The sequence below is a fragment of the Shewanella sp. HL-SH2 genome, from assembly GCF_051164935.1.
GTDB classification, from domain to species: Bacteria; Pseudomonadota; Gammaproteobacteria; order Enterobacterales; family Shewanellaceae; genus Shewanella; species Shewanella glacialimarina.
Map to the genome: position 1 here is coordinate 2,196,266 of NZ_CP195035.1, position 24,665 is coordinate 2,220,930.

Consider the following 24,665-nt stretch of genomic DNA (forward strand, 5'->3'; position numbering starts at 1 on the left):
TTTCAACTGCATTGTTTGTATCTTTTTTCCTTCGAAAAATAAGAATTTTATTTATGTCCGATCCTCGTTTTGTGCATTTGCGTGTCCACAGTGACTATTCCATGACAGATGGTGTCGCTAAGGTGAAACCTATCTTAGCAGCAGCAGAAGCGCAGGGGATGGCCGCGATCGCATTGACAGATCAAAATAACTTTTGTGGTTTAGTGAAGTTTTATGGTGGCGCACATGCAGTGGGTATTAAACCTATTGTCGGTGCTGACTTTTGGATGCGAGTGCCTGGTTTTGAAAAAGAATTATGTGCACTTACCATTATTGCAATGGATAACGACGGTTACCAAAACCTCACCCAGTTAATCAGTGAAGCCTATCTTCGCGGTCAAGTTGATGGTCGAGTCGTTATCGATCAAGACTGGCTTGTGACCTATAACAAAGGGATTTTACTTTTATCGGGTGCTAAAGAGGGCGATATAGGTAAAGCTTTATTAAAAGGCAACCAAGGCCAAGTTGAGGACCTCGTCAACTTTTATCAAACGCATTTTAGTGATCGCTATTTTCTTGAACTCATTCGCACCGACCGTGCAGATGAAGAGCGCTATCTACACATGGCGGTTGAACTTGCCGCCAAGACAGGCATTCCTGTAGTTGCTACCAACCAGGTGGTGTTTTTAAAAGCCGATGATTTTGAAGCGCATGAAATTCGCGTCGCTATTCACGATGGCTATACCCTAGTAGACCCTAGGCGGCCTAAAACCTACAGTAACGCCCAGTATCTTCGTAGCGAAGATGAAATGTGTGAGCTTTTTAAAGATATTCCTTCAGCGATTAGCAATAGTGTCGAAATAGCCAAACGCTGTAACGTTACCATTAGATTATATGAATACTTTCTGCCGAACTTTCCAACGGGCGACCTATCAATAGAAGACTTCTTGGTTGCCGCGTCAGTTAAAGGGTTGGAAGAGCGTCTTGAGTTTTTATTTCCAGATCCAACCGTGAGAGCCCAAAGAAGGCCTGAGTACGATGAGCGCCTAGAAATCGAGCTGAAAGTCATCAACCAAATGGGATTCCCGGGTTATTTCTTAATTGTGATGGAGTTTATTCAATGGGGTAAAGATCAAGGCATTCCCGTTGGCCCTGGTCGTGGTTCAGGTGCGGGATCGTTAGTCGCTTATGCGCTTAAAATTACTGATTTAGATCCCCTTGAATATGATTTACTGTTCGAGCGTTTCTTAAACCCTGAACGTGTATCCATGCCCGATTTCGACGTCGATTTTTGTATGGATCGCCGCGATGAGGTTATCGACCATGTAGCCGAGCTGTATGGCCGTGAAGCGGTATCGCAAATTATTACCTTTGGTACTATGGCGGCTAAAGCGGTTGTACGCGATGTTGGCCGTGTATTAGGTCATCCATATGGGTTTGTTGAACGTCTAACTAAGATGATCCCCGCAGAACCCGGCATGACACTGGCTAAAGCGTTTGAGGTGGAACCTGCGCTGCCTGAAGCCTACGCCGCTGATGAAGATGTCAAAGAGCTTATCGACATGTGTCGCCGCTTAGAAGGTGTGACGCGTAACGCTGGTAAGCATGCCGGTGGTGTGGTTATTGCGCCGACTCGTATAACGGACTTTGCGCCACTATATTGTGATGCAGAAGGCTTAAACCCGGTCACTCAGTTTGATAAAAATGACGTAGAAACCGCCGGTTTAGTTAAGTTCGACTTCTTGGGTTTACGTACTTTAACCATTATTGACTGGGCATTGCAGATGATCAATCCGCGCCTAGCCAAACAAGGTAAAGAACCGGTTCGCATTGAAGCGATTCCGCTGGCCGATCCCGCTTGCTTTAAATTACTACAACGTTATGAAACCACCGCAGTATTCCAGTTAGAATCTCGCGGCATGAAAGATCTGATTAAACGTCTACAGCCCGATTGTTTTGAAGACATGATTGCACTGGTAGCACTTTTCCGCCCAGGGCCTTTGCAATCAGGCATGGTAGATAACTTTATCGAACGTAAACATGGTCGTGAAGCCGTATCTTATCCCGATGCTGAATATCAGCATGAATCGTTAAGAGAATTACTGTCACCGACCTACGGCATTATCTTGTATCAAGAGCAGGTAATGCAGATTGCCCAGGTGCTGTCGGGTTATACCCTAGGCGGCGCGGACATGCTTCGCCGAGCTATGGGTAAGAAAAAGCCCGAAGAAATGGCTAAGCAGCGTGGCACGTTCAAAGAAGGTGCGATTAATAACGGCGTTGACGGCGACTTGTCGATGAAAATTTTCGACTTGGTTGAAAAGTTCGCCGGTTATGGTTTTAACAAATCACATTCTGCTGCTTACGCATTAGTTTCTTACCAAACATTGTGGCTTAAAACCCATTATCCAGCGCAATTTATGGCCGCGGTAATGTCGGCTGATATGGATAACACAGATAAAATTGTTACCTTGGTCGATGAATGCGAGCGCATGGGATTACCGCTTATTCCGCCCGATGTGAACAAAGGTCAATTCAAGTTCACCGTTGATGATGACTTGAATATTGTGTATGGCATAGGTGCGATTAAAGGCGTGGGTGAAGGCCCAGTCGATTCTATTCTTGAAGCGCGCAAAGATGGACCTTTTATCGATTTATTTGATTTTTGTGCCCGTATCGATCTAAAAAAACTCAATAAACGGGTTATCGAAAAACTGATTTGTGCTGGTGCATTAGATGACCTTGGCCCGCATCGTGCCTCAATGATGGCCACATTACCTGAAGCCATTCGCGCAGCAGCGCAACACGCGAAAGCGCAAGAAATCGGTCAACATGATATGTTTGGTTTGCTTAATGACGAGCCAGACGATAATAAGCAAAATTTTGTTGAATGTACTCCCTGGCCAGACAAAATATGGTTAGAAGGGGAGCGCGATACCCTCGGGTTGTACTTGACCGGCCATCCGATTAATCAGTATTTAGCTGAGTTGAAACAATATACTTCAGCTCGCTTAAAAGACATTCACCCGACTGAGCGCGGTAAAACGGTCAAAGTGGCGGGTTTAGTGGTTGCCACCCGCGTGATGATCACCAAGCGCGGCTCAAAGATGGGCTTGGTGACATTAGATGATAAAAGTGCTCGCTTAGAGGTGATGTTATTCACTGAACCATTTGAAAAATTCGGTCATTTACTTGAAAAAGATCGTATTTTAATCTGTGAAGGTGATGTTAGCTATGATGATTTTGCCGGTGGCAATCGCATGAATGGCCGTAATATCATTGAAATTGGTGAAGCAAGAAGCCATTTTGCTAAAGCGGTTGAACTCAATATCCATGCAGATATATTATCGCCCGAATGGTTAACGAATTTTCAGCAAATACTAATGCCGTGGAAATCAGGCGCTGTGCCAGTAGTGATAAATTATACCAAAAATGCAGCTGCAGGAAGGTTAGTGCTAGGTGATGAATGGCGCGTTAATCCATCAGATGATTTGATGCTGGCCCTAGAAACACAACTGGGTTCCACTAATGTTAAAATTGTCTTTAACTAGGCGTGCACCATGACAGCGAATAACTTAGCTTCGAGTAACCCTGCTTCAAATAGTTTAGCTTCAGCGCACATGACCAAAGAGCAATTACTGAGCTTACTAGAACAAGCGGTAATGCCTCTTTATCAATTGACTATAGTTCAGGGTGACTCCGCGGCTAAGTTAGTACTGGCTTACAGTGGCGGGGTTGATTCAGAAGTCTTAGCCTATGGACTGAGTGCCTTGGCACACAAACATCCACACATTGCCTGTTTACTTATTCATATACATCATGGGCTCAGCGCCAATGCCAATACCTGGGTGCAACACTGCATAACCCGTGCAGGGCATTACCAATTGCCAGTACAAATTGAGCGCGTTAGCGTTGATAAAGGCCCAAGGCAAAGTTTAGAAGCGCAAGCGCGAGACGCCCGTTATCAAGCATTTGAGCGTTATCTTAATCCAGGTGATATTTTACTTACCGCCCATCATCAAGATGATCAACTCGAAACGCTATTGCTAGCATTAAAGCGCGGCCAAGGCCCTAAAGGACTTGGTGCAATGGGCGCCATACAAGCTTATAAGCAAGCTTGGTTAGTCAGACCATTATTAGACATCAGCCGAGATCAAATAGAGCAATTTGCCCTTCAACAGCAGTTGACCCATATTGAAGATGAAAGTAATCAAGACGACAGTTATGATCGTAATTTTCTGCGTCTAGACATTATCCCACGCTTAAAACAACGCTGGCCAAGTATCGCCACAACCGCAGCCAGAAGTGCAGCCTTGTGCGCCGAGCAACAGCAAGTTATTGATGATGAAGTCAGTCATCGCTTACCCCAATGGCTAGTGTTAGCAAGCGATGATGATGCATTACTTACTGAATCAAGTGGCTTTAAGCTCACAGGTTTTGAACAATTAACAAAAGCCTGGCAAGCATTACTGTTCCGCGGATATTTACTTCACTGTGGGGCTAGCTTACCGTCACAAGCACAATTACAGCAGATATTGTCACAACTGTTAGCTGCCAAAGACGATGCTAATGTGTCAATTCAATGGGGCAGTTATCAAGTTAAACGCTTTGCTGGAGTTGCTTATGTGCTTAACACCGGTGAGCTTGATACGCCAGAATTAGCCCAACTAAGCGATCGTTTTATCAGCATTATAAACGGCGATGCGACCGAGTTGCTAATGGATTTAGGCCAACATCAATCCCTTATAAAGCTAGAAACATTTATTAATAAGCCTTTACTCGCTTTACCATTAACCAGCAGTAAAGTGACCATTCGTTTTGGTGCTACAGGTTCAATTAAATGCCATCCCCAATTTGCCAGTTCACAACGCGTTAAACCACGTGAGCTAAAGAAGCTGTGGCAAGAGTGCAATATCCCCCCTGGCGTCGCCAGCATATTCCATTAGTGTTTTATGACGAAGTCTTAGTTGGCGCTATCGGATTATGGGTAGATAAACGCTATTTAGCCCAAGCAGGGCAGCAAGGGATCAGTTTGTTTTAATTGTGAGTTTGGCTAGCCCAACAGTTCATGGGGACTTATTTTCTGCCACAGGCTCTAGTGCAGATAATTCAGCGAGACGCAGCACGCACATCCATGTGAGCTTAACCAAAACATCCGTGTTTTGGATACTCGCTGGCTCATCTGCACCCGAGTTATTGTCTCTTCGATTTAGCTTCATTCGTAACAATACAGTAAGAAAAAGCTGCGGTTTACCGTTTGAATTGAGATTGTCGAGACTCTTTATTCCGAGAACCCGTGGGCCTGGCATGGATGCCACGCTAGCTTTCGTTGGAGTAGTGATACCCTCTGTGGGCGAAGCGTCGCGACGTTAGTGGCCGCAGGCCATAAGCACAAACAACAAAAGAAACAGCTGGATCCCGGCTCAACAGCATTACCGGAATGACGTGAAATGAAGCTGGATCCCAAGTCAACAACACTACCTGAACGGCAGTAAATTTAGTCTGATGAAGCTGGAACCTTGAGTTCACAATTCAAACGAAGTTTGAAAAAGCCTGCTGTGACGGTAGGCCATAAAAAACTTTACGATTAAGCCAACGCCAATTTAACTACTAGACAAGACACTAATTTCTGTTTGCCATATTGCATTACCTGCGCCAACTCAGATTGGCTTATCGGCACATAAGCGGCATTAATCGCATCTTTTTGAGCGACAACATACGGGTCGTGAATAAACATGAACTGCTCGTTATACCCACTTAGAATGACCCAATGTGGGCCTTTTTCGCCATTAAAGCGATAAGTGCTGATCATCAGTAAGACCGCATATCCGTTATCTATCCAGTCTCGAAGCTGAGCCAAACTTGGCGATGCATTGTGCATTTGAATGCCCTGGCTGGTCAGTTGCTGGCAAAATTCATTGTGCACTAGGGTTATCACTTCTTTTTTATTGCTGTCACGTACGCTGTCAATAAAAGGCACTGAAGTGGATTGGCTGTAAACCTCAAGCTGTAACCCGCGTTTTACCCCTGCTAAAGCCAAACCATGCACACTGCAACCCCCATGGCCGCTGGTCATAAAAATAGTGGTGGCTTCACGCCAAATGCATAACTCATCAATGCGGCTAGGTTGGTAACGATGATTTACGGCGCTCATGGCCATCATTAGGCAGGCGGCACCACAGGTAAAAGGAGTGGTTTGCACGTACAAAGGCATCTTGATGACTTTACTTGGCCCTGGTGGGTCTAAGCGTTTGTGCATGCGCACGCCGTCGGCCAAATCATCGTAATAATGGACTAAGGTTTTTAGTACCTTATAACCCATTTTTAAATAAAGATTTTTGGCGGCGATATTGTCGTTTCTTACTTCTAGGCGTAATGTAATGAAGCCACGTTCGACCACCGTTTGCTCGCAGCGGGTAACAAGTTCAAAGGCAATGTTACGGCCTCTAAATTCAGCCGCTACGGCAATTGAATACAGCCTTGCTAGGCGAGTACCACGATGAAAAAGCACCAATGCATAAGCGGCGATGATACCGTCGATTTCGGCGACTAATAAGCAGTCTAATGGTGAATTAATAAAGCGTTTCATTTGTCGAGAACTGATTTTGTCGCCACTAAACGCATTCGTTTCAAGGGTATTGAGTTGGGGGAGGTCGCTTAGAATAGCTTGACGCAGCAGCATGAATATGCTCGGATTGGTAAACACGATAGTGACTTAATTTACGCGCTAAACCACACAAGAGGCAATAGATATTTATGGCTCAGTTTTTAATTGTTACCGATGACGCAAGTGATTGGCGTCCTTATCTTCCAAGTGACAACATGGTCACTGTTCACGATTATTTAAATATGGGCGCCTACTGAGATAAAGGTGCTATGCAAGTGATTAACTTGTGCCGTAGTTATGATTATTTAAGCACCGGATATTATTGTTCGTTAATGGCTGAAGCGCGTGGGCACAGGGTGATACCTCGGGTTATGACCATTAATGATTTGTCCCAAGACCGATTTTTTAGCCTGCCTCAGTCCGGATTAGATAAATTAGCCGCTACCGTTAATGATATCTCGATGAAAATCTTTTTCGGTTATTGTGACAACCCAGCATTAGAAAAAATCGCCCGTAAAATTTTTGAACGATTCACTGTACCTATCCTAGAAGTGCGCTTATCTAAACAGTCAGATAAATGGCAAGTGGATACTATTGAACCAGCGGCCTTTCAAAACTTAACTGACGTTGAGCAGGATTTGTTTGCTAAGTACTTAGAAGTGTTTTCGCAAAAGGTATGGAAGTTACCTAAAGCGGCTAAGCGCTATCGCTATGAAATTGCCATGTTGGTGGATGAAGATGAAAAAATGCCTCCATCAGATAAGGCAGCGCTTAAATTATTTACTAAATCAGCCAACCGTATCGGTATGGATTTAGTGCAAATTGGCTCCCGCGATTTAGCTCGGCTGAGTGAGTTTGATGGCTTGTTTATTCGCTCAACCACTAATATTAGTAACTTCACTTATCGCTTCGCTAAAGCGGCAGAGCAGTTAGGGTTAGTGGTAATGGACGACCCTGAATCCATTATGAAATGTACTAATAAGGTGTTTTTAACTGAGCTATTGAATCGACATAAAGTGCCGGTTCCTAAAAGTTTGATCTTTAAAAAGTCTGATGAAAACTGGGTCGATAATGTTATTGAAACCATAGGTTTGCCCGCGGTGCTTAAAGTGCCTGATGGGGCTTTTTCGCTTGGAGTACTAAAAGTTAAAGACAGAGAAACCTTGATTGAACAAGCGAATAAAATTTTTGAACACAGTGCGCTTATTTTAGCCCAAGCCTTTATGCCAACAGATTATGACTGGCGTATTGGCATATTAAATCGTCAGCCTATTTATGCTTGTCGCTATTTTATGAGCCGAGGCCATTGGCAAATTTATCAACATCATCAAAGCGGCCGTGTGAGCAGTGGTGACTTTGATTGTGTGGACTTAAAGATGGTGCCTCAGCAAGTGATTGATGCGGCCAGTAAAGCGGCTAATTTAATTGGTGCAGGTTTATACGGTGTCGATTTAAAAGAAATTGACGGTAAAGCATTTGTGATTGAAGTTAACGATAACCCGAGTATTGACCATGGGGTAGAGGATTTGTTTTTGGGGGATTTAGTTTACGATAGAGTGATGACAGAATTTTTAAGGCGTATTCAGCTTAGAGGGTTGTAATACCGATAACAAAGTCAATATATGACGGATAATCTAGACAATGACCACAGAGGAGTAAGGCTGTGGTCATTGTGATTTTTATGCTAGCTATTGCGTATCAGCACAAATTCTAAAACAGTTTCTGCCAGCAGCTTTTGCACTGTACATGGCTTTATCGGCACGCTCATAAAGTGTTGTTAGATCTTCTTTGGTACGCGATTGAGCAATACCTAAGCTACACTTAACATTATATTCCATCAGTTCTGGGTGCTGAGGTAAGTTATCAATAATGCGTTGGCATACTAAGCTTGCAGCGGATGAGCCACCTTCGGTGATAACAACAAATTCGTCGCCACCAATACGAAATGCCTGGTCGGTATCTCGTATTGAATCATTTATTAGTGCGGCAAAGCCTGTGAGCACGTTATCGCCAACAGTATGACCAAATTGGTCATTAAGTTGTTTAAATTTATCTAAATCTAATACGATTAACGACACATGGCCTTGTTTACGCTGTGCTCTGGCAATACTTTTATGCATTGCCTTTCTAAAGTAATAACGGTTACCAAGGCCTGTTAATGCATCAAACATAGCCTGGTTAGATACCTGTTGATACTTAAGTGCATTACTAAATGGCTGCAGTGTTAATGCTTCAATATGGTTAAGTAGTTTCATCTGTATTGGGCTGAGCGGTACAGAAAGATAGTAATGTATCTTTAGCGTGTCGGATTCAGTTTTGATATGACGCACTAACTCAATACCATTATGACGCCCCCAGGTAAACTTTTGATCTGCTGTGAACAGTTGCAGGGCTTTTATCGGCAAATGTTGACCGACAATTTTGCCATAACAGGCAAATACTGTCCGAGGATCTAAACTTGCATGTAATTGCTGGATGACTTGGACTAAATCAAGTTCAGGCTCCATTCGTAGATAGGTGTTTGACCTATACCCATATTCTTCTGGGAAAAGTTCGGTTGCAATAGCAAAGTCCATAGGGTTACTCCAAAACGTTACACTGTGATACGGGTATTAAGCAAGTTGTATGCCTAAAGTAATTTCCCTATGTTTTTTAAGTATTTGTAATTTAGTTGTCATTCTGATAAACAAGATGTAACGCTTTTCGACAGTTTCTTGACAAGGAGTTTTTTTGCCTATGGAAAACAATATGTTTATTCATATTTTGTTCATGTTAGTCATCGCCATTGCGACGATTGCTATTTTAGGGCGTTTAGGACTGCCAGCTATTCTTGCTTATCTTTTGACTGGGGTGATAAGTGGTCCTAGTGGTTTTCACTGGTTCACTCAACATGAAGTGCACTATGTTGCCGAGCTTGGCGTGGTGCTGCTAATGTTTACCTTAGGTCTTGAGTTTTCTGTTCCGCGTTTATGGTCAATGCGCCGTACTGTATTTGGCTTAGGCAGTGCGCAAGTTATTGTCACCGCTTTTATAGCCGGTGGTGTGGCTTACCTATTAGGCCAGAATTTGGTTGCTGCTGTGGTTATTGGCTCGGCTATCGCATTATCTTCTACCGCCATTGTACTGAAACTGATGAACGAGCAAGGCTGGCTAAGACGACGCCACGGCGAGTTGTCGGTCAGTGTTTTGCTATTTCAAGATTTAGCCGTAGTACCCATGTTAATATTATTACCCTTACTGGCAAATGATGGCAGCCAGATGAGTTTAAATAGCATTGCGTATGCTCTGCTGACCGGTATTTTGGCCTTCTTGGGATTAATGTCATTTGGTAAGTGGGTCTTGCCGCGTATTTTTGATGAAGTCGCTCGCTCACGTTCAAATGAGTTATTTGTGTTGTCGACCTTAGTTGTTGCCTTATTGACGGGGGCATTTACCCAGTGGGTAGGGTTATCGATGGCATTAGGGGCGTTTATTGCCGGTATGCTACTTGGAGAAAGCCAGTATCGTCGCCAGTTAGAAGCCGATATTCGCCCATTTAGAGATTTGCTGATGGGGCTATTTTTTATCTCGATAGGGATGATGCTGGACTTTAATTTGGTGATGCAATATTGGTGGCAAATATTGACCATCTTGATTGCCGTTGTCGCACTTAAAATAATAATCGTGTATGGCTTGTTAAAGCTGGCGGGTGAACACGCCAAAGTGGCATTAAGCACAGCCATCAGTTTGGGGCAAGTCGGTGAGTTTAGTTTTGTGTTGTTGGCCTTGGCAGTTAACTATCAGTTATTAGACACTGAAGTTAGCACTGTATTAGTTGCAGTAGCCGTTATTTCAATGTCATTTGCCCCCTGGTTAATCCGTCACAGTGTCGATATTGCCAAGAAGTTTAAGGGCGGAAAACCATCTAAAAGCATGGAGTCGCAAACCATTACTTTACCTGGCGGCGATGATGAAGACTTTGTGGTGATTTTAGGCTACGGCCGTGTAGGGCAAACTATTGCACGCTTCTTAAAAACCGAAGCGATTAATTACATTGTGTTAGACCTTGATCCTATTCGTGTTACAGAGTCTCGAGCAGCAGGTGAGCCGGTGTATTTTGGCGATGCCTGTAAAATGGGCATTTTAAAGCGAATTGGGATCCGCCAGGCCAGCATGGTTGTGGTGACATTCACCGAAGAGCGTCAAGCAGAGGAGGCGTTAGCGGTAAGTCGAAAATTAGCCCCTGATGCTAAAATTCTTATCCGCACCCGAGATGACTCTAACCTTAAAGGGCTCAAAGAGGCAGGGGCAACACAGGTTATACCTGAGTCGCTTGAAGGTAGTCTGATGTTAGTGTCGCAAGTGCTCTATAAGTGCGGCGTCCCCTTACCGCGTATTATTAAGCGGCTTGAATCTGAAAGACGTAATCATTACCAGTACCTGCATGGATTCTTTTCTGGTACTGAAACCGATTTCACTTTGGACTTATTGCATGCAGTGTCGTTAAGTACAAGCGCCAGCAGTGTTGGTAAAAAAGTCGCTGACATTCCATGGCATCAATTGGAGGTTGAGCTTCGAGCCGTGCGAAGAAAAGGCTCTGAAATTGAGCCCGCACCAGATGACTGGGTATTTCGCCGTAATGATATTTTAATGCTTGTGGGTAAACCTCGCAGTATTGAAAAAGCCGAAGAATATTTATTACAAGGATGATTTTAACTCGGACATCAAGCTTATTTATTGACGCAGCGACATGTTTATTTACATAGGAATTAAAGGTGTGTGTAGCTAATTAACTGTGATCTAAATCAAGGAAATTTATCATTTAGCTATACCCCTAAATGTGTAGCTAGAATCATTGATCTAAATCAATGATGTTAATAAATAATTCTGGCAGAGTGACGGCAAATGTTAAGGATGTATTGTAAAGCATCTAGTTGTTACCCTAATGGAGTATGAAGATGAATAAAAAAATGGCCCTAGGTTTAGTTGCAGCAGGTTTATTATCTGCCGGTGTTTCTTCTGTAGCAGTTGCTCATCAAGCAGGGGATTTTATTTTCAGAGCGGGTGCGGTTGTGGTTGCTCCAAATGAGTCTAGCCCAGTTGTTGCTGATGTGGCTGAGTTTGGTGTTGATAACAACATGCAAATCGGTTTGAACTTTGGTTATATGCTAACTGACAACTGGGGCGTTGAATTACTAGCGGCAACACCATTTAGTCATGAAGTATCATTAGGGGCTTTAGGTAAGATTGCTGAAACTAAGCATTTACCACCAACCTTAGTAGCACAGTACTATTTTGGTGATGCTCAATCTAAATTACGTCCTTATGTTGGCGTAGGTGTTAACTTCACTAATTTCTTTGATAATGACTTTACTCAAGAGGCAAAAGATTTAGGCCTAGATAACCTGAGCTTAACCAATTCTTGGGGCTTAGCAGCACAAGTAGGTTTAGACTACAATATCAATAAAGCATGGTTAGTTAATGCTTCTATCTGGTATGCAGATATATCAACCGATGTAAACTTCACTGCTGGTGGCACAGCGCTTTCAGTTGATACCGACATCAACCCATGGGTTTATATGGTTAGCGTTGGTTACAAGTTCTAATAACACGTAATCAAGCTGTATAAAAATAGGAGCCAAATGGCTCCTATTTTCGTTTAGCGTAATGGTGTTATTTACGCTGGTTTTTTTTCGGCTTCCAATGACGAGTATTATAAATATACTCGGGTAATAAGCGATTTAACCAAGCAACAAAACGCCAACGTTTGGTCACATATACCCGGCGTTTTCCCTTTTGCAAAGCAATCAAAATTTGTTTAGCGACTTTATCTAAAGGGGCTAATAAAAACTGATTTTGTTGCAATGCTGCTTTATCTAACAAGCCTAATTGAATATCACTAATGGTAATAGGTAGCTTTAAACGCTGCGCATGCATGCTTAAGCCTTCAAAATAATTAGCGGCAAAGGCTTTAGACGCATGATAAGCCATGCTTGGCCCGCCTCGCTGCCCTGCTATTGAGTTAATCGCTGCCAACTGACCGTAACCTTGTTCGGTCATCAATTTGAATACACAGTGGCAAATAGCGGCAAAGCCTTTTACATTCACGTCAATAATATCTTGTTCTAATTGCCAGGGAAGGGTGGCATCGTAACCATTCATGCCGGTATTGACTATCACCAAATGGGCGCCATTTTCCTGTTGCCATGCTGTGGTTATTTGTTCTATTAACTTTGCCGGCTCGGCAATCGAAAGCGGTAAGACCTCTACTGACACTGGCAGTGTTTGAGCAAATTCGGTTAACAGCTCTGGTTGTTGTACAAATAACAACAATTTTACCTTTTGAGTAGCAAGCTGGCGGGCTAATTCTTTACTTAGCTGCGAGCTAGCACCAATAATCATAGCGGTTGCGATGGTGGTCATGGGGGTAATTGGCGCTCAATTTCCTAAAGATAGGTTTATGATAGAAATAACCTCCGTGGATAACAAGCACGAAAATTTTTCAATATCGGAAGTGTAGACTTCTAGACGTCTTAATGTATTATAATGCGACGTCACTTAATAAAAGCAGGTGAGTCATGATTAAACAGATAATGTGCGTTATAGCTATGATTGCGGCTATATCAGGGTGCCAAACCTCGCCTCAAAATAGCCAAATAGTAGGTGAAGTGTTATATAAACAACGCATTGCACTACCTGCTGATTCTGTGATCCAAATCCAATTACAGGACGTGTCATTGCAAGATGTTAAGGCTGAAATTTTAGCGGAATATGAAATTAGCCCGGTAACAGGTGTCACGCCTTTCGAGTTTTTAGTACCAGTGGATGCTTTTAAAACAGGCCATCGTTATGCCATCAGTGCACGGATCACTGTTGCCGATGAATTGTGGTTTATTAATACGCAATCTTATCCCGTAGATATCAATAATCCACAACCATTAACAGTGGTTGTTGATCTGGTAAAGCGATAATTTTAGCGGTATTTGTCGATTAATAATTAGGTAAGGGATGTAGTATGCCGGTTCGAATTCCAGATGATTTACCCGCAGCAGGTATTTTAGAGTCAGAGAATATCTTTGTGATGTCAGAAACTCGCGCAGCGAATCAGGACATTCGTCCTATGCGGGTGCTTATCTTGAATTTGATGCCTAATAAAATTGAGACAGAAACCCAACTGCTTCGTTTGCTGGGTAATACACCATTACAAGTTGGCGTCGATTTACTGCGTATTCATGATAAAGAGTCTAAACATACCTCGGTTGACCACATGAATACCTTTTATCGTGATTTTGAAGACGTTAGACACAATAATTATGATGGGCTTATCATTACTGGTGCACCTTTAGGGCAAATTGACTTTGAAGATGTTGTCTACTGGGACCACATTAAAGAAATTATCGATTGGTCCCAAAAGCATGTGACCTCGGTATTGTTTTTGTGTTGGGCGGCACATGCGGGATTATTTCATTTATATGGCATAAATCGTGGCTTATTAGACCAAAAACGCTCGGGTGTGTTTAATCATGTTAGGGCAACTGAACCACATCCTTTACTACGTGGTTTTGATGATGAATTTTATGCACCGCATTCGCGTTTTGCCGAAATTAACATTGAAGACATTCGCCGCAATAATGACGTTGACATTTTAGCTGAGTCAGCTGAAGCTGGTGCCTATATCGTTTTAAGCCGTGATAGCCGAAATCTATTCGTTATGGGACACCCTGAATACCAAAAAGGCACTTTGAACGATGAATATCAACGTGATTTAGCCCAAGGTTTGAATCCAAATGTTCCCTTAAACTATTATCGTAACGATGACCCCAGCCAGGATCAAATAGCACGTTGGCACAGCCATGGTAGTTTGCTGGTCAGTAATTGGCTTAACTATTATGTTTACCAGTTAACGCCGTATGACCTATCGGACATGAGCAAGATGACACCGTGGGAAAGTAAGCAAGCTAAAGGGTAATCGCTATTGAATAGGGCTAAAAAATAATTGCTGATAATGTCTAAATAGGTGTTTCCAATTGATTTAAATTAGCGCTATGTTAGAGATACGGTTGATCTTTTGAGATGAATTTAAGGCTATGTTCAATTTAGCGGCAATTATAACTCGCCAGTTTGTACGTTACTGTGCTGTCTTTAAAGGCATAGCGTTATTGGCTTACCTATATGGGTCAATAAGTATTGCGGCAAATTCACCTGATTTAAGCTTAATTGAACAAGATTTAACTCGCATTGATGTACCAGCCCAAAAAATTGACTATATTACTCAACAACTCTCGCTTATTAGCCATGGCTCAGCTGAAGACAAAGCCCAGTTATTATTTCACCTTGCCGCAGCGCAACAGCAAAATAAGCAACTTGATAAGGCTTTTGGCAGTTACTCACAAGCCATAGATTTACTGTTAGTCACCCCTAAACCCTCACTGTTGGTTAAAGCCTATCTGGCTCGTTCTCTTATAGTGTCCTTGCAGACCAACGATTATAAACAGTATTGTCCTGATCGAATTAACGCAGTCAAATTAGCCCGGAAACAATCAGATCAAGACCTATTAGTCCATGCATTAGCGCAAACAGCCTATTGCTTTAACCAAGCAGATAATTTTGATATTGGCCTTTTGCACTTATCCGAAGCCTTAGATATTGCCAAAAAATATCAATTAGCGCCCGATAAATTGGCAATGATTTTTAATGCGACTGCCGCGGTTTATCGTGATAATCACCTGCACAGGCAAGCGGAAGAATACTTTCAACAGGCATTCAATCATTGGCAGCAAGCGGATGATAAAAAGAGTATGTTTAACATGTTACACAATCTAGTTGGCGAAGCGATTATGCTGACTAAATGGAAACGTGCCGACGATTACCTCAAGCAAATGTCAGCGTTAATGGTGCAAATGAAAAATAATAAAGACCTGCCATTTTTCTATTACTTCAATCAAGGTCGTTACCACCTTGGGCGACAAGAATATTCATCTGCAATTCAATCATTTGAAATGGCCAATGATGCTTCAACAGAAACCGAGGAAGCTTTATTTGTTACTGAAAACTTAGGCTTATTGGCACTAAGCTTATTTCATTATCAAGATATTGCATCGGCAGGGCAAACAGCAGAGCGGTTTCTTAATTCAGATGGTCTTAATGGCCAATCAGCAACCTTAATTGAGCAAGTTAGAGCGATATACTACTCTTCTGAAGGCGATTATTTTACTGCGTTAGAGTATTTGTTTTCTGCAATAGCTGTTGAAAAAAATCATATCGAACAGGCCGTTTCCAATGATGTGGTGTTAGCTTCACTCAATCATAATGTTAAAATGACTCAATATGAGAATCAATTGCTTGAAAAAGAGTTGTCGATAAATCAATTAAACTTAAACAGTCAAATAGATAAGCAAAGAATAACCAAGTTATCTATGTTTATCTTTATCGTCATTGCCGCAAGTTTAGCTGTGTTGGTGATTTTCTTAATTTATTCGAGAAGACAATTTATTCGACGTGCACAAACAGATTTTTTAACCGGTATCGCGAATCGCAGGTTTACCTTCCAAGAAGGACAAAAACGTTTACAACAATGCCAAGAACACCATCAATCTTTAGCATTAATAATGTTTGATATTGACCACTTTAAAAAAATAAATGATCAATTTGGTCATGACATTGGTGATAAAGCGATAGCTGCCGCAGTAGGTCGTAGTCAAAGTTATATTAAGCAAACCGATATTATTGGCAGGATAGGCGGTGAAGAGTTTTTATGCATTCTGCCCAATGTTGATACCAATGAAGCCATGCAAATTGCTGAGCGTTTAAGGAACGCCATAGCTGAACAGCCTTTCAAGTTTAGTGGTGTTACCGTTGGGTTTACAATTAGTTTGGGTGTTGCTGTTGCCTCAAATAGCACCTATTCAAATTGGAACCATGATTCAAGTGAGCAGCATTTTGCCGATTTGGTTAAAAAAGCCGATCTGGCGATGTATCAAGCTAAAAATCAAGGTCGAAATCAAGTTCAACTTTACCTTAAAAGTGTTTAATTTTTCTCTCAACTCCCCGTGATAACGCTAGGTTCAATTATTCCTGATTAAGCGTCTATTTATTGGTGTAAATCTTCACTGACACATGGACCGAAATTCATCCACTTGTTAGACTAATTATTACTTGCTTTACGTTCGCGTAAACGTCAAAGTGATATGGTGTTTTTTTGTGATAATTAGTTTTTAATGGAGTAGTTATGAGTTCACAGCAAGCTGGAATGGCCAATCAGGCTCAAGATATCGTCATTGTTGCAGCAAAGCGCACCCCAATGGGGGGCTTTCAAGGTGCATTGTCATCAGTGAAATCCCCAGCCTTGGCGGCCGCCGCTATTCAAGGTTTAATTGCCGAATGTGGTATCGCTTCTGCCAGTGTTGATGAAGTGCTCATGGGTTGTGTATTACCTGCAGGTTTAGGTCAGGCGCCAGCTCGTCAAGCAACATTAGGCGCAGGTCTACCGCTTTCAGTTGGTGCGACTACGATTAACAAAGTCTGTGGCTCAGGAATGAAAACCGTCATGTTAGCCCATGATTTAATTAAAGCGGGTAGCAGTGAAGTGGTTATTGCTGGCGGCATGGAAAGCATGAGTCAGGCACCGTACCTTCTTGATAAAGCGCGCAGTGGCATGCGTATGGGCCATGGCAAAGTGATGGACCATATGTTTTTAGATGGCCTAGAAGATGCCTACACTGGTGGCGCTATGGGCACATTTGCTCAGAAAACCGCAGATGACTTTGGCTTAACCCGGGAGCAAATGGACGCCTTTGCTTTAGCGTCACTTGAAAAAGCCAACAATGCGATTAACTCAGGTGCCTTCAAAGCTGAAATCACTCCGGTAACAGTTAGCGATCGCCGTGGCGATATTGTTATTGATACCGATGAACAACCGGGTAATGCCCGTCCTGAAAAGATTCCGAGTTTACGTCCAGCATTCACTAAAGATGGCACTATTACCGCAGCCAACTCTAGCTCAATTTCTGATGGTGCCGCGGTGTTATTGCTGATGACCCGTGAAAAAGCCGCCAATTTAGGTTTAGCGGTTTTAGCTACTATCAAAGGCCATACCACACACTCACAAGAGCCAGCCATGTTCACTACCGCACCAGTAGGCGCGATGAACAAATTGCTTGGTAAAGTAGATTGGACTAAGGATGATGTTGATTTATTCGAAATCAACGAAGCATTTGCCATGGTGACTATGTTAGCGATTTCTGAACTTGGTTTAGACGCCAATAAAGTCAATGTTAATGGCGGAGCATGTGCATTAGGTCATCCAATTGGTTGTTCTGGCGCACGTTTGCTCGTGACCTTAATTCACGCATTAAAAGCACGCGGATTACATCGTGGTGTAGCGTCATTATGTATTGGCGGCGGTGAAGCCGTGGCCATGGCGATTGAAGTATAAAGTATAAAGTATAAGTATAAAGCGCTTGACGCTGAGTACGATTTAGAAAACATAACATTCAACAAGACAAGCATTAATGAGCAATAACCCGATACCAAGTGATTGGGATAAATACAACATCATCGCCATTAATGCTTACCCCGATTTAATCTGGTTCAAAGGGAAATATTATGACCATACAAGTAAAACATTATATTGATGGCGAGTTCACAGTGGGTACTGGCACGCAAAATATCGATGTCACTAACCCCATTAATAATGGTGTGATTGCTAAAATTAACGCGGCGACACCTGCTGAAGTTGAGCAAGCAATTCACAGTGCAAAAGAAGCGTTTAAAACCTGGAAAGAAGTGCCAGTATCAGAACGTGCTCGGGTGATGTTACGTTACCAGCACCTGTTGAAAGAACATCACGATGAAATCGCGACTATTTTAGCCCAAGAAACCGGTAAAACCTTTGAAGATGCTAAAGGCGATGTATGGCGCGGTATTGAAGTGGCAGAGCACGCCTGTAATGTTGCCTCATTAATGATGGGCGAAACCGTTGAAAACGTTGCCCGCAATATTGATACCTATAGCTACACCCAACCGCTTGGCGTCTGTGCTGGTATTACGCCATTTAACTTCCCTGCGATGATCCCTTTATGGATGTTCCCATTAGCCATTGCCTGCGGTAACACCTTTATTTTAAAGCCGTCTGAACAAGACCCGATGACACCACAACGTTTAGTAGAGTTATTTGTTGAAGCAGGTGCGCCAAAAGGCGTATTACAGCTTATTCATGGTGATAAAGCGGCGGTTGATATTTTACTGCGTGATCCAGCCATCAAGGCAATTTCGTTTGTCGGCTCTGTCGCGGTAGGTCAATACATCTACAAAACAGGTACAGATAACCTTAAACGTGTGCAAGCGTTTGCTGGGGCAAAGAATCACTGCGTGATCATGCCTGATGCAAGCAAACAACATGTGATTAATAATTTAGTTGGCGCTTCTGTTGGCGCGGCAGGTCAACGCTGTATGGCCATTTCAGTGGCGATATTTGTCGGTAAAGCCAAAGAGTGGATCCCAGAATTAAAAGAAGCTTTAGCCAAAGTACGTCCAGGTTTATGGAATGATGCTGATGCGGCCTATGGCCCAGTGATTAGCCCTGCGGCTAAAACACGGGTATTAAGCTTAATCGAGCAAGGCAAACAAGAAGGGGCTGAATGCTTGCTAGATGGCAGTGACTTTACCGTTGAAGGCTATGAGTCAGGTAACTGGGTTGGCCCAACCATGTTTTCTAAAGTCACTACAGACATGAGCATCTACAAAGAAGAAATCTTTGGCCCTGTTTTATGTTGTATGGAAGCTGACAATTTAGATGATGCGATTGAATTGGTGAATAACAGTCCATACGGCAATGGCACCTCAATCTTTACCGCATCGGGTGGCGCTGCACGCAAATATCAACACGAAATAGAAGTCGGCCAAGTGGGTATTAACGTGCCAATTCCTGTGCCTTTACCTTTCTTTTCATTCACAGGTTGGAAAGGCAGTTTTTACGGCGATCAACACGCATACGGTAAGCAAGCGGTACGTTTCTATACTGAAACTAAAACCATTACTTCACGTTGGTTTGAAACGGACGCAGTTAGCGGTCCAAATATGAGCATTAATCTTAAATAAGCTTATATTTCGATTAGATTTAAGATAATAACAAGACCTAATGGCAGGTTAAATTCCCTTTGGCCTGCCAACAAATGACCCAAGAGTCATCAAACATAACAAATTAGGAGTCCCTCAATGGATTTTAATTTAAATGAAGATCAACGCCAATTTGCTGATCTTGCCCGTCAATTTGCCGCCGATGAATTAACTCCGTTTGCGGCTAAGTGGGATGAAGAGCACCACTTCCCTAAAGACGTGATTCAAAAAGCTGGTGAACTGGGCTTTTGCTCATTATATTCACCAGAGTCTGAAGGCGGCATGGGCTTATCACGTTTAGATGCCTCAATTATCTTTGAAGAGTTATCTTACGGTTGCACCGCAACCACCGCCATGTTGACTATTCATAATATGGCCACCTGGATGGTGACAACCTGGGGTTCTGAGACAGTGCGCAGTCAATGGTCAGAAGGGCTCACTACAGGTCAGCTATTAGCCTCATATTGTTTAACTGAACCGGGTTCAGGCAGTGATGCCGCATCACTGCAAACTAAAGCGGTGCGCGATGGTGATGATTACATTATTAATGGTTCAAAAGTGTTTATTTCTGGCGCGGGTGAAACCGAGCTATTAGTGGTGATGTGCCGCACTGGCGAAGCAGGCCCTAAAGGCATTTCAGCGGTTGTTATTCCGGCCGATGCAGCGGGTGTATCTTACGGCAAAGCGGAAGATAAAATGGGCTGGAATGCACAGCCAACAAGACAAATCAGTTTTGAAAATGTCCGCATCCCGGTGACTAATCTTTTAGGTGAAGAAGGCCAAGGGTTTACCTTTGCGATGAAAGGTTTAGATGGCGGGCGTATCAATATTGCCACTTGTTCTATTGGTACGGCGCAGTCAGCACTTGATCGCGCCACTCAATATATGAATGAGCGTAAGCAATTTGGCAAACCGTTAGCGGCATTTCAAGCATTACAATTTAAGTTAGCTGATATGGCGACAGAATTAGTTGCTGCGCGCCAAATGGTGCGATTAGCGGCGTTTAAATTAGACATGCAAGATCCAGAATCAAGTGCTTATTGTGCAATGGCAAAACGCTTTGCAACTGATGTTGGTTTTCAGGTTTGTGACGCGGCGCTGCAAATTCATGGTGGTTATGGCTATATTCGTGAATATCCGTTAGAGCGTCATTTCCGTGATGTGCGCGTGCATCAAATTCTTGAGGGTACCAACGAAATTATGCGGTTGATTATTGCCCGTCGATTACTGGATGAAAACGCTCACCCAATTCGTTAATCGGGTCGCTAATCATTCAAACTAGACAATTTCAACGGACGATAAGGCTATAACAATGACCACAGAAGCTATTTGGGTGCGTATTGACGGAAATACCGCCATTATTAAAATGAATAACCCGCCAGCTAACACCTGGACGGCACAAAGTTTACAAGCGCTAACCGCTAAAGTGCTTGAGTTAAATGACAATAAAGAGATTTATGCTTTGGTTATTACTGGTCAAGGCGAGAAGTTTTTCTCTGCCGGTGCTGACTTAAATTTATTTGCCGATGGCGACAAAGGCAATGCAGCCACTATGGCCAAGCATTTTGGTGCCGCATTTGAGGCATTAAGTGCCTTTCGTGGTGTATCCATTGCCGCTATTAATGGTTATGCCATGGGCGGTGGTTTAGAAGTGGCTTTAGCCTGTGATATCCGTATTGCTGAAGCGCAAGCGCAAATGGCCTTACCTGAAGCCAGTGTGGGCTTATTGCCCTGTGCTGGCGGTACGCAAAACTTAACCGCATTGGTCGGCGAAGGCTGGGCAAAACGGATGATTTTATGCGGCGAACGCATTGATGCCGCTAAAGCTGAAAAAATTGGTTTGGTGGAAGAAGTGGTTGAGCAAGGACAAGCCTTAGATGCGGCTATTGCACTGGCGGCAAAAGTGGCACGTCAATCACCTAGCAGTGTGTCGGTATGTAAAACCTTAATTCAGGTTGGACGCACAATGCCACGCGCACAGGCTTTACCTTTAGAGCGTGAGCTTTTTATCGGCCTATTCGATACAGAAGATCAAGCCGAAGGCGTTAATGCTTTCCTTGAAAAGCGTAAACCAAACTGGAGAAACTGCTAATGACCCAAGATGTCATATTTCAAACTCTCGGCACATTATCGGGTAAGTCTATCGGAATCGTCACCCTTAATATCGAAAAAGCGCTTAATGCACTGAATATCGATATGGTGAAGGCGATGACCGCTCAATTACTGCAATGGCAAACCAATGATGATATCGCCTTAGTGGTATTAGAAGGTAGCGGCGAAAAAGCATTCTGTGCCGGCGGTGATGTGCGGGCTATTTATCATGCCTCAATCGCTAACCCAAATAAAATGACTGACGAAGCCTGTGAGTTTTTCACTCAAGAATACCAGTTAGATTATTTGCTACATCAGTTTGGCAAGCCAGTACTAGTGTGGGGCGATGGCATTGTGATGGGCGGCGGATTAGGCTTAATGGCCGGCGGCAGTCATCGCGTATTAACCGAGCGCAGCCGTATTGCTATGCCTGAAGTGACTATTGGTTTATACCCAGATGTGGGTGGCAGCTACCTTTTAAATCGGATGCCAGGCAAAACCGGGCTATTTTTAGGGCTGACGGCGTACAACATGAACGCGGCAGATGCCATGTATGTCAATGTCGGTACTCATTTTCTAGCCAGTGATGACAAAGAGCCGCTGTTTGATGCCCTAGCTGATATTCACTGGAATGATAATGCCGATGTGAATCATCAAGCGTTAACACAGCTATTAACCTCGATGCAAAATAAAGTCTCAGTGGCGCTTGGCGACAGTCCACTAGAACAATTCCAGCAACAGATTAATTTGCTCATGTCAGGTGATATTGAAGATGTTCACCATCAATTGTCTAGCTTACAAACCGAACTAGACTGGCTTAAACGGGCACAAAAAACCGCATTAGCAGGCAGCCCATTAAGCTGGCATTTAGTGTTTGCTCAAGCAGCACTGGGTACAGAATTAGACTTAGCAGATTGCTTTAAATGGGAGCTAGGTGTTAGCGTTAACTGTTGCTCTCACGGCGATTTTTGTGAAGGGGTAAGGGCGCTGCTTATTGATAAAGACCGTAATCCACAATGGCGTTTTACTGATGTGGCAGACGTCACTGATGACGCTTTATCAGCATTATTGACTTCACCTTGGCAAGCGAATAACCACCCATTAAAAGACTTTTAAAAGGAATTGAACATGGCAACAGTAGCATTTATTGGATTAGGCAACATGGGCGGCCCTATGGCGGCCAATTTAATTAAAGCGGGCATGACGGTAACGGTATTTGACCTTAATCCACAGGCCGTAGCAGCATTAACTGACCAAGGCGCATTAAGCGCCAAAACAGCTTGTGGCGCAGCGGCGTCAGCCGACTATGTCATTAGTATGTTACCAGCGGGCAAACACGTTCAAAGTATCTATATGGGTGATGACAACAATAAAGGTTTATTAGATGTTGTCGGTAAAGACACCTTATTAATTGACTGCTCAACCATTGATGCCGCCACAGCGCAATTAGTCGGCGCTAAAGCCGCTGAAAAAGGCCTCGCCTTTATGGATGCTCCTGTTTCTGGTGGCACAGCAGGCGCAGCAGCAGGGACATTGACCTTTATTTGCGGCGGTACCGAAGCGGCCTTTACCCAGGCACAAACGGTATTAACGGTAATGGGGGCAAATATTTTCCATGCTGGTCAGGTCGGTGCAGGTCAAATTGCTAAAATTTGTAATAACATGCTGTTATCAGTATTAATGGTTGGCACTAGCGAGTCTTTGCAATTAGGCATAGATAACGGTTTAGATCCTAAAGTATTGTCTGATATCATGAAAGTCAGCAGCGGTGGAAACTGGACGCTTGAAAAATATAACCCTTGTCCTGACGTGATGGAAAATGTGCCATCATCAAAAGGCTATCAAGGTGGTTTTATAGTTGATCTAATGGTGAAAGACTTAGGCTTGTCACAACAAACTGCCTTAGGTTCAAACTCAAGTACCCCAATGGGCGCATTAGCGCGTAGTTTATATGTTAACCATGCTCGTCAAGGTCATGGTCGTCTTGATTTTTCGAGCATTTTTGAACAATTTGCCAATCAAAATAAAAAGTAAAAGGACTCGGTAATGGAATTAAAAGATAAGGTTGTCGTTATCACAGGTGGCGCGGGTGGTTTAGGTCTTGCTATGGCGCATGATTTAGCCTCCCAAGGTGCAAAATTGGCGCTTATCGATGTAGACCAAGCAAAACTTGAGCAAGCGTGTGCAGACTTAGGTGCAATAACTGAAGTGCAAGGTTATGCGTTCGACATTACCGACGAAGAAGATGTAGTTGCGGGGTTCAATTTTATTCGCGAAGATTTTGGGCATATTAATGTGTTAATCAATAACGCGGGCATTTTGCGCGATGGTTTAATGGTTAAAGCAAAAGACGGTAAAGTAACTGACCGTATGTCCTATGAAAAATTTCAGTCAGTCATTAATGTCAATCTAACCGGCACATTTTTGTGCGGCCGTGAAGCTGCTGTAGCCATGATTGAAACTGGCCAGCAGGGCGTGATTATCAACATTTCAAGCCTAGCTAAAGCGGGTAACATGGGGCAATCTAACTATTCAGCATCAAAAGCAGGTGTTGCAGCAATGTCTGTCGGTTGGGCCAAAGAACTAGCCCGTTATAATATCCGTTCAGCCGCAGTGGCGCCGGGTGTTATAGCCACTGAAATGACCGCAGCGATGAAGCCTGAAGCGTTAGAGCGCATGACGAAAATGGTTCCTGTAGGACGTTTAGGTGAAGCCCATGAAATTGCTTCTACCGTACGTTTTATCATTGAAAACGATTATGTAAATGGTCGTGTATTTGAAATTGACGGCGGCATTCGCCTGTAATCTTAAGCTTGATATTATCGTTAAACAAAGCCGAGCCTAGCTCGGCTTTTTGCTGATGAGTATTTATCTTTATTTAGTCTGCTGCTTA

General features: G+C 43.2%; 19 protein-coding genes. 16 read left to right on the forward strand and 3 right to left on the reverse strand.

From position 1 onward, the window contains the following. Nucleotides 1-53: 53 nt before the first annotated feature. The 3 genes from dnaE (at nt 54) to ACRWP9_RS09590 (ending at nt 5,020) form a co-directional block, all read left to right on the forward strand. Nucleotides 54-3,530 (forward strand): DNA polymerase III subunit alpha, encoded by a 3,477-nt coding sequence (dnaE, locus tag ACRWP9_RS09580; RefSeq protein WP_434925830.1) that lies wholly within the window; start codon nt 54-56, stop codon nt 3,528-3,530. 111 nt (nt 3,531-3,641) lie between these two features. After that, nucleotides 3,642-4,925 carry a tRNA lysidine(34) synthetase TilS gene (gene tilS / locus ACRWP9_RS09585; protein ID WP_434929008.1) on the forward strand — a complete coding sequence of 428 codons (1,284 nt, stop codon included), beginning with the start codon at nt 3,642-3,644 and terminating at the stop codon, nt 4,923-4,925. Next, a complete protein-coding gene (locus ACRWP9_RS09590; RefSeq protein WP_434925831.1) occupies nt 4,886-5,020 on the forward strand; it encodes a TilS substrate C-terminal domain-containing protein in 135 nt (44 codons plus the stop codon). Before tilS ends, ACRWP9_RS09590 begins: the two co-directional genes overlap by 40 nt. Before the next feature lie 546 nt (nt 5,021-5,566). Here ACRWP9_RS09590 and ACRWP9_RS09595 read toward each other — a convergent pair. Continuing rightward, entirely contained in the window at nt 5,567-6,661 is a 1,095-nt protein-coding gene (locus ACRWP9_RS09595) for a peptidase C39 family protein (protein ID WP_434925832.1), read from the reverse strand. 194 nt (nt 6,662-6,855) lie between these two features. Between ACRWP9_RS09595 and ACRWP9_RS09600 the strand changes: the two genes are divergently transcribed. Next, the gene (locus ACRWP9_RS09600; protein WP_434925833.1) at nt 6,856-8,187 is read left to right on the forward strand and encodes a RimK family protein; all 1,332 of its coding nucleotides are present in this window, start codon (nt 6,856-6,858) and stop codon (nt 8,185-8,187) included. Between the two features lie 87 nt (nt 8,188-8,274). Here the strand turns inward: ACRWP9_RS09600 and dgcS are convergent, their stop codons facing one another. Next, nucleotides 8,275-9,162, reverse strand: coding sequence for a diguanylate cyclase DgcS (gene dgcS, locus ACRWP9_RS09605; RefSeq protein ID WP_434925834.1), 888 nt, complete (start codon nt 9,160-9,162; stop codon nt 8,275-8,277). 160 nt (nt 9,163-9,322) lie between these two features. On the opposite strand from dgcS, the gene ACRWP9_RS09610 reads away from it, so the two are divergent. Beyond that, nucleotides 9,323-11,275 (forward strand): monovalent cation:proton antiporter-2 (CPA2) family protein, encoded by a 1,953-nt coding sequence (locus tag ACRWP9_RS09610; RefSeq protein WP_434925835.1) that lies wholly within the window; start codon nt 9,323-9,325, stop codon nt 11,273-11,275. 248 nt (nt 11,276-11,523) lie between these two features. Further along, nucleotides 11,524-12,171: an outer membrane protein OmpW gene (gene ompW / locus ACRWP9_RS09615; RefSeq protein WP_434925836.1), complete on the forward strand. Its 648-nt coding sequence runs from the start codon at nt 11,524-11,526 to the stop codon at nt 12,169-12,171. Between the two features lie 67 nt (nt 12,172-12,238). On the opposite strand, the gene ACRWP9_RS09620 is transcribed toward ompW, so the two are convergent. After that, complete coding sequence (locus ACRWP9_RS09620) at nt 12,239-12,988, reverse strand: SDR family NAD(P)-dependent oxidoreductase (RefSeq protein WP_434925837.1); 750 nt, start codon at nt 12,986-12,988, stop codon at nt 12,239-12,241. A 155-nt stretch (nt 12,989-13,143) separates the two neighbouring features. Between ACRWP9_RS09620 and ACRWP9_RS09625 the strand changes: the two genes are divergently transcribed. The 10 genes from ACRWP9_RS09625 to ACRWP9_RS09670 all read left to right on the forward strand — a co-directional run bounded on the left by ACRWP9_RS09625 (nt 13,144) and on the right by ACRWP9_RS09670 (nt 24,577). Next, nucleotides 13,144-13,536, forward strand: a complete 393-nt coding sequence (locus ACRWP9_RS09625; RefSeq protein WP_434925838.1) for a YbaY family lipoprotein — start codon at nt 13,144-13,146, stop codon at nt 13,534-13,536. 44 nt (nt 13,537-13,580) lie between these two features. Continuing rightward, nucleotides 13,581-14,534, forward strand: a complete 954-nt coding sequence (metA, locus tag ACRWP9_RS09630) for a homoserine O-succinyltransferase MetA (RefSeq protein ID WP_434925839.1) — start codon at nt 13,581-13,583, stop codon at nt 14,532-14,534. A gap of 118 nt (nt 14,535-14,652) precedes the next feature. Beyond that, nucleotides 14,653-16,596, forward strand: a complete 1,944-nt coding sequence (locus ACRWP9_RS09635) for a tetratricopeptide repeat-containing diguanylate cyclase (protein ID WP_434925840.1) — start codon at nt 14,653-14,655, stop codon at nt 16,594-16,596. Nucleotides 16,597-16,814: 218 nt separating this feature from the next. Beyond that, the gene (locus ACRWP9_RS09640) at nt 16,815-17,999 is read left to right on the forward strand and encodes a thiolase family protein (RefSeq protein ID WP_434929010.1); all 1,185 of its coding nucleotides are present in this window, start codon (nt 16,815-16,817) and stop codon (nt 17,997-17,999) included. A 170-nt stretch (nt 18,000-18,169) separates the two neighbouring features. Beyond that, entirely contained in the window at nt 18,170-19,663 is a 1,494-nt protein-coding gene (locus ACRWP9_RS09645) for a CoA-acylating methylmalonate-semialdehyde dehydrogenase (RefSeq protein WP_434925841.1), read from the forward strand. Between the two features lie 117 nt (nt 19,664-19,780). Beyond that, on the forward strand, nt 19,781-20,938 hold the full coding sequence (locus ACRWP9_RS09650) for an acyl-CoA dehydrogenase family protein (RefSeq protein WP_226410270.1): 1,158 nt from the start codon (nt 19,781-19,783) through the stop codon (nt 20,936-20,938). 55 nt (nt 20,939-20,993) lie between these two features. Next, the gene (locus ACRWP9_RS09655) at nt 20,994-21,773 is read left to right on the forward strand and encodes an enoyl-CoA hydratase (RefSeq protein WP_434925842.1); all 780 of its coding nucleotides are present in this window, start codon (nt 20,994-20,996) and stop codon (nt 21,771-21,773) included. Beyond that, complete coding sequence (locus ACRWP9_RS09660; protein ID WP_434925843.1) at nt 21,773-22,888, forward strand: enoyl-CoA hydratase/isomerase family protein; 1,116 nt, start codon at nt 21,773-21,775, stop codon at nt 22,886-22,888. Before ACRWP9_RS09655 ends, ACRWP9_RS09660 begins: the two co-directional genes overlap by 1 nt. A 12-nt stretch (nt 22,889-22,900) precedes the next feature. Next, on the forward strand, nt 22,901-23,806 hold the full coding sequence (gene mmsB, locus ACRWP9_RS09665; RefSeq protein WP_434925844.1) for a 3-hydroxyisobutyrate dehydrogenase: 906 nt from the start codon (nt 22,901-22,903) through the stop codon (nt 23,804-23,806). Between the two features lie 12 nt (nt 23,807-23,818). Further along, nucleotides 23,819-24,577: an SDR family oxidoreductase gene (locus tag ACRWP9_RS09670; RefSeq protein WP_434925845.1), complete on the forward strand. Its 759-nt coding sequence runs from the start codon at nt 23,819-23,821 to the stop codon at nt 24,575-24,577. The last annotated feature ends 88 nt before the right edge of the window (nt 24,578-24,665 follow it).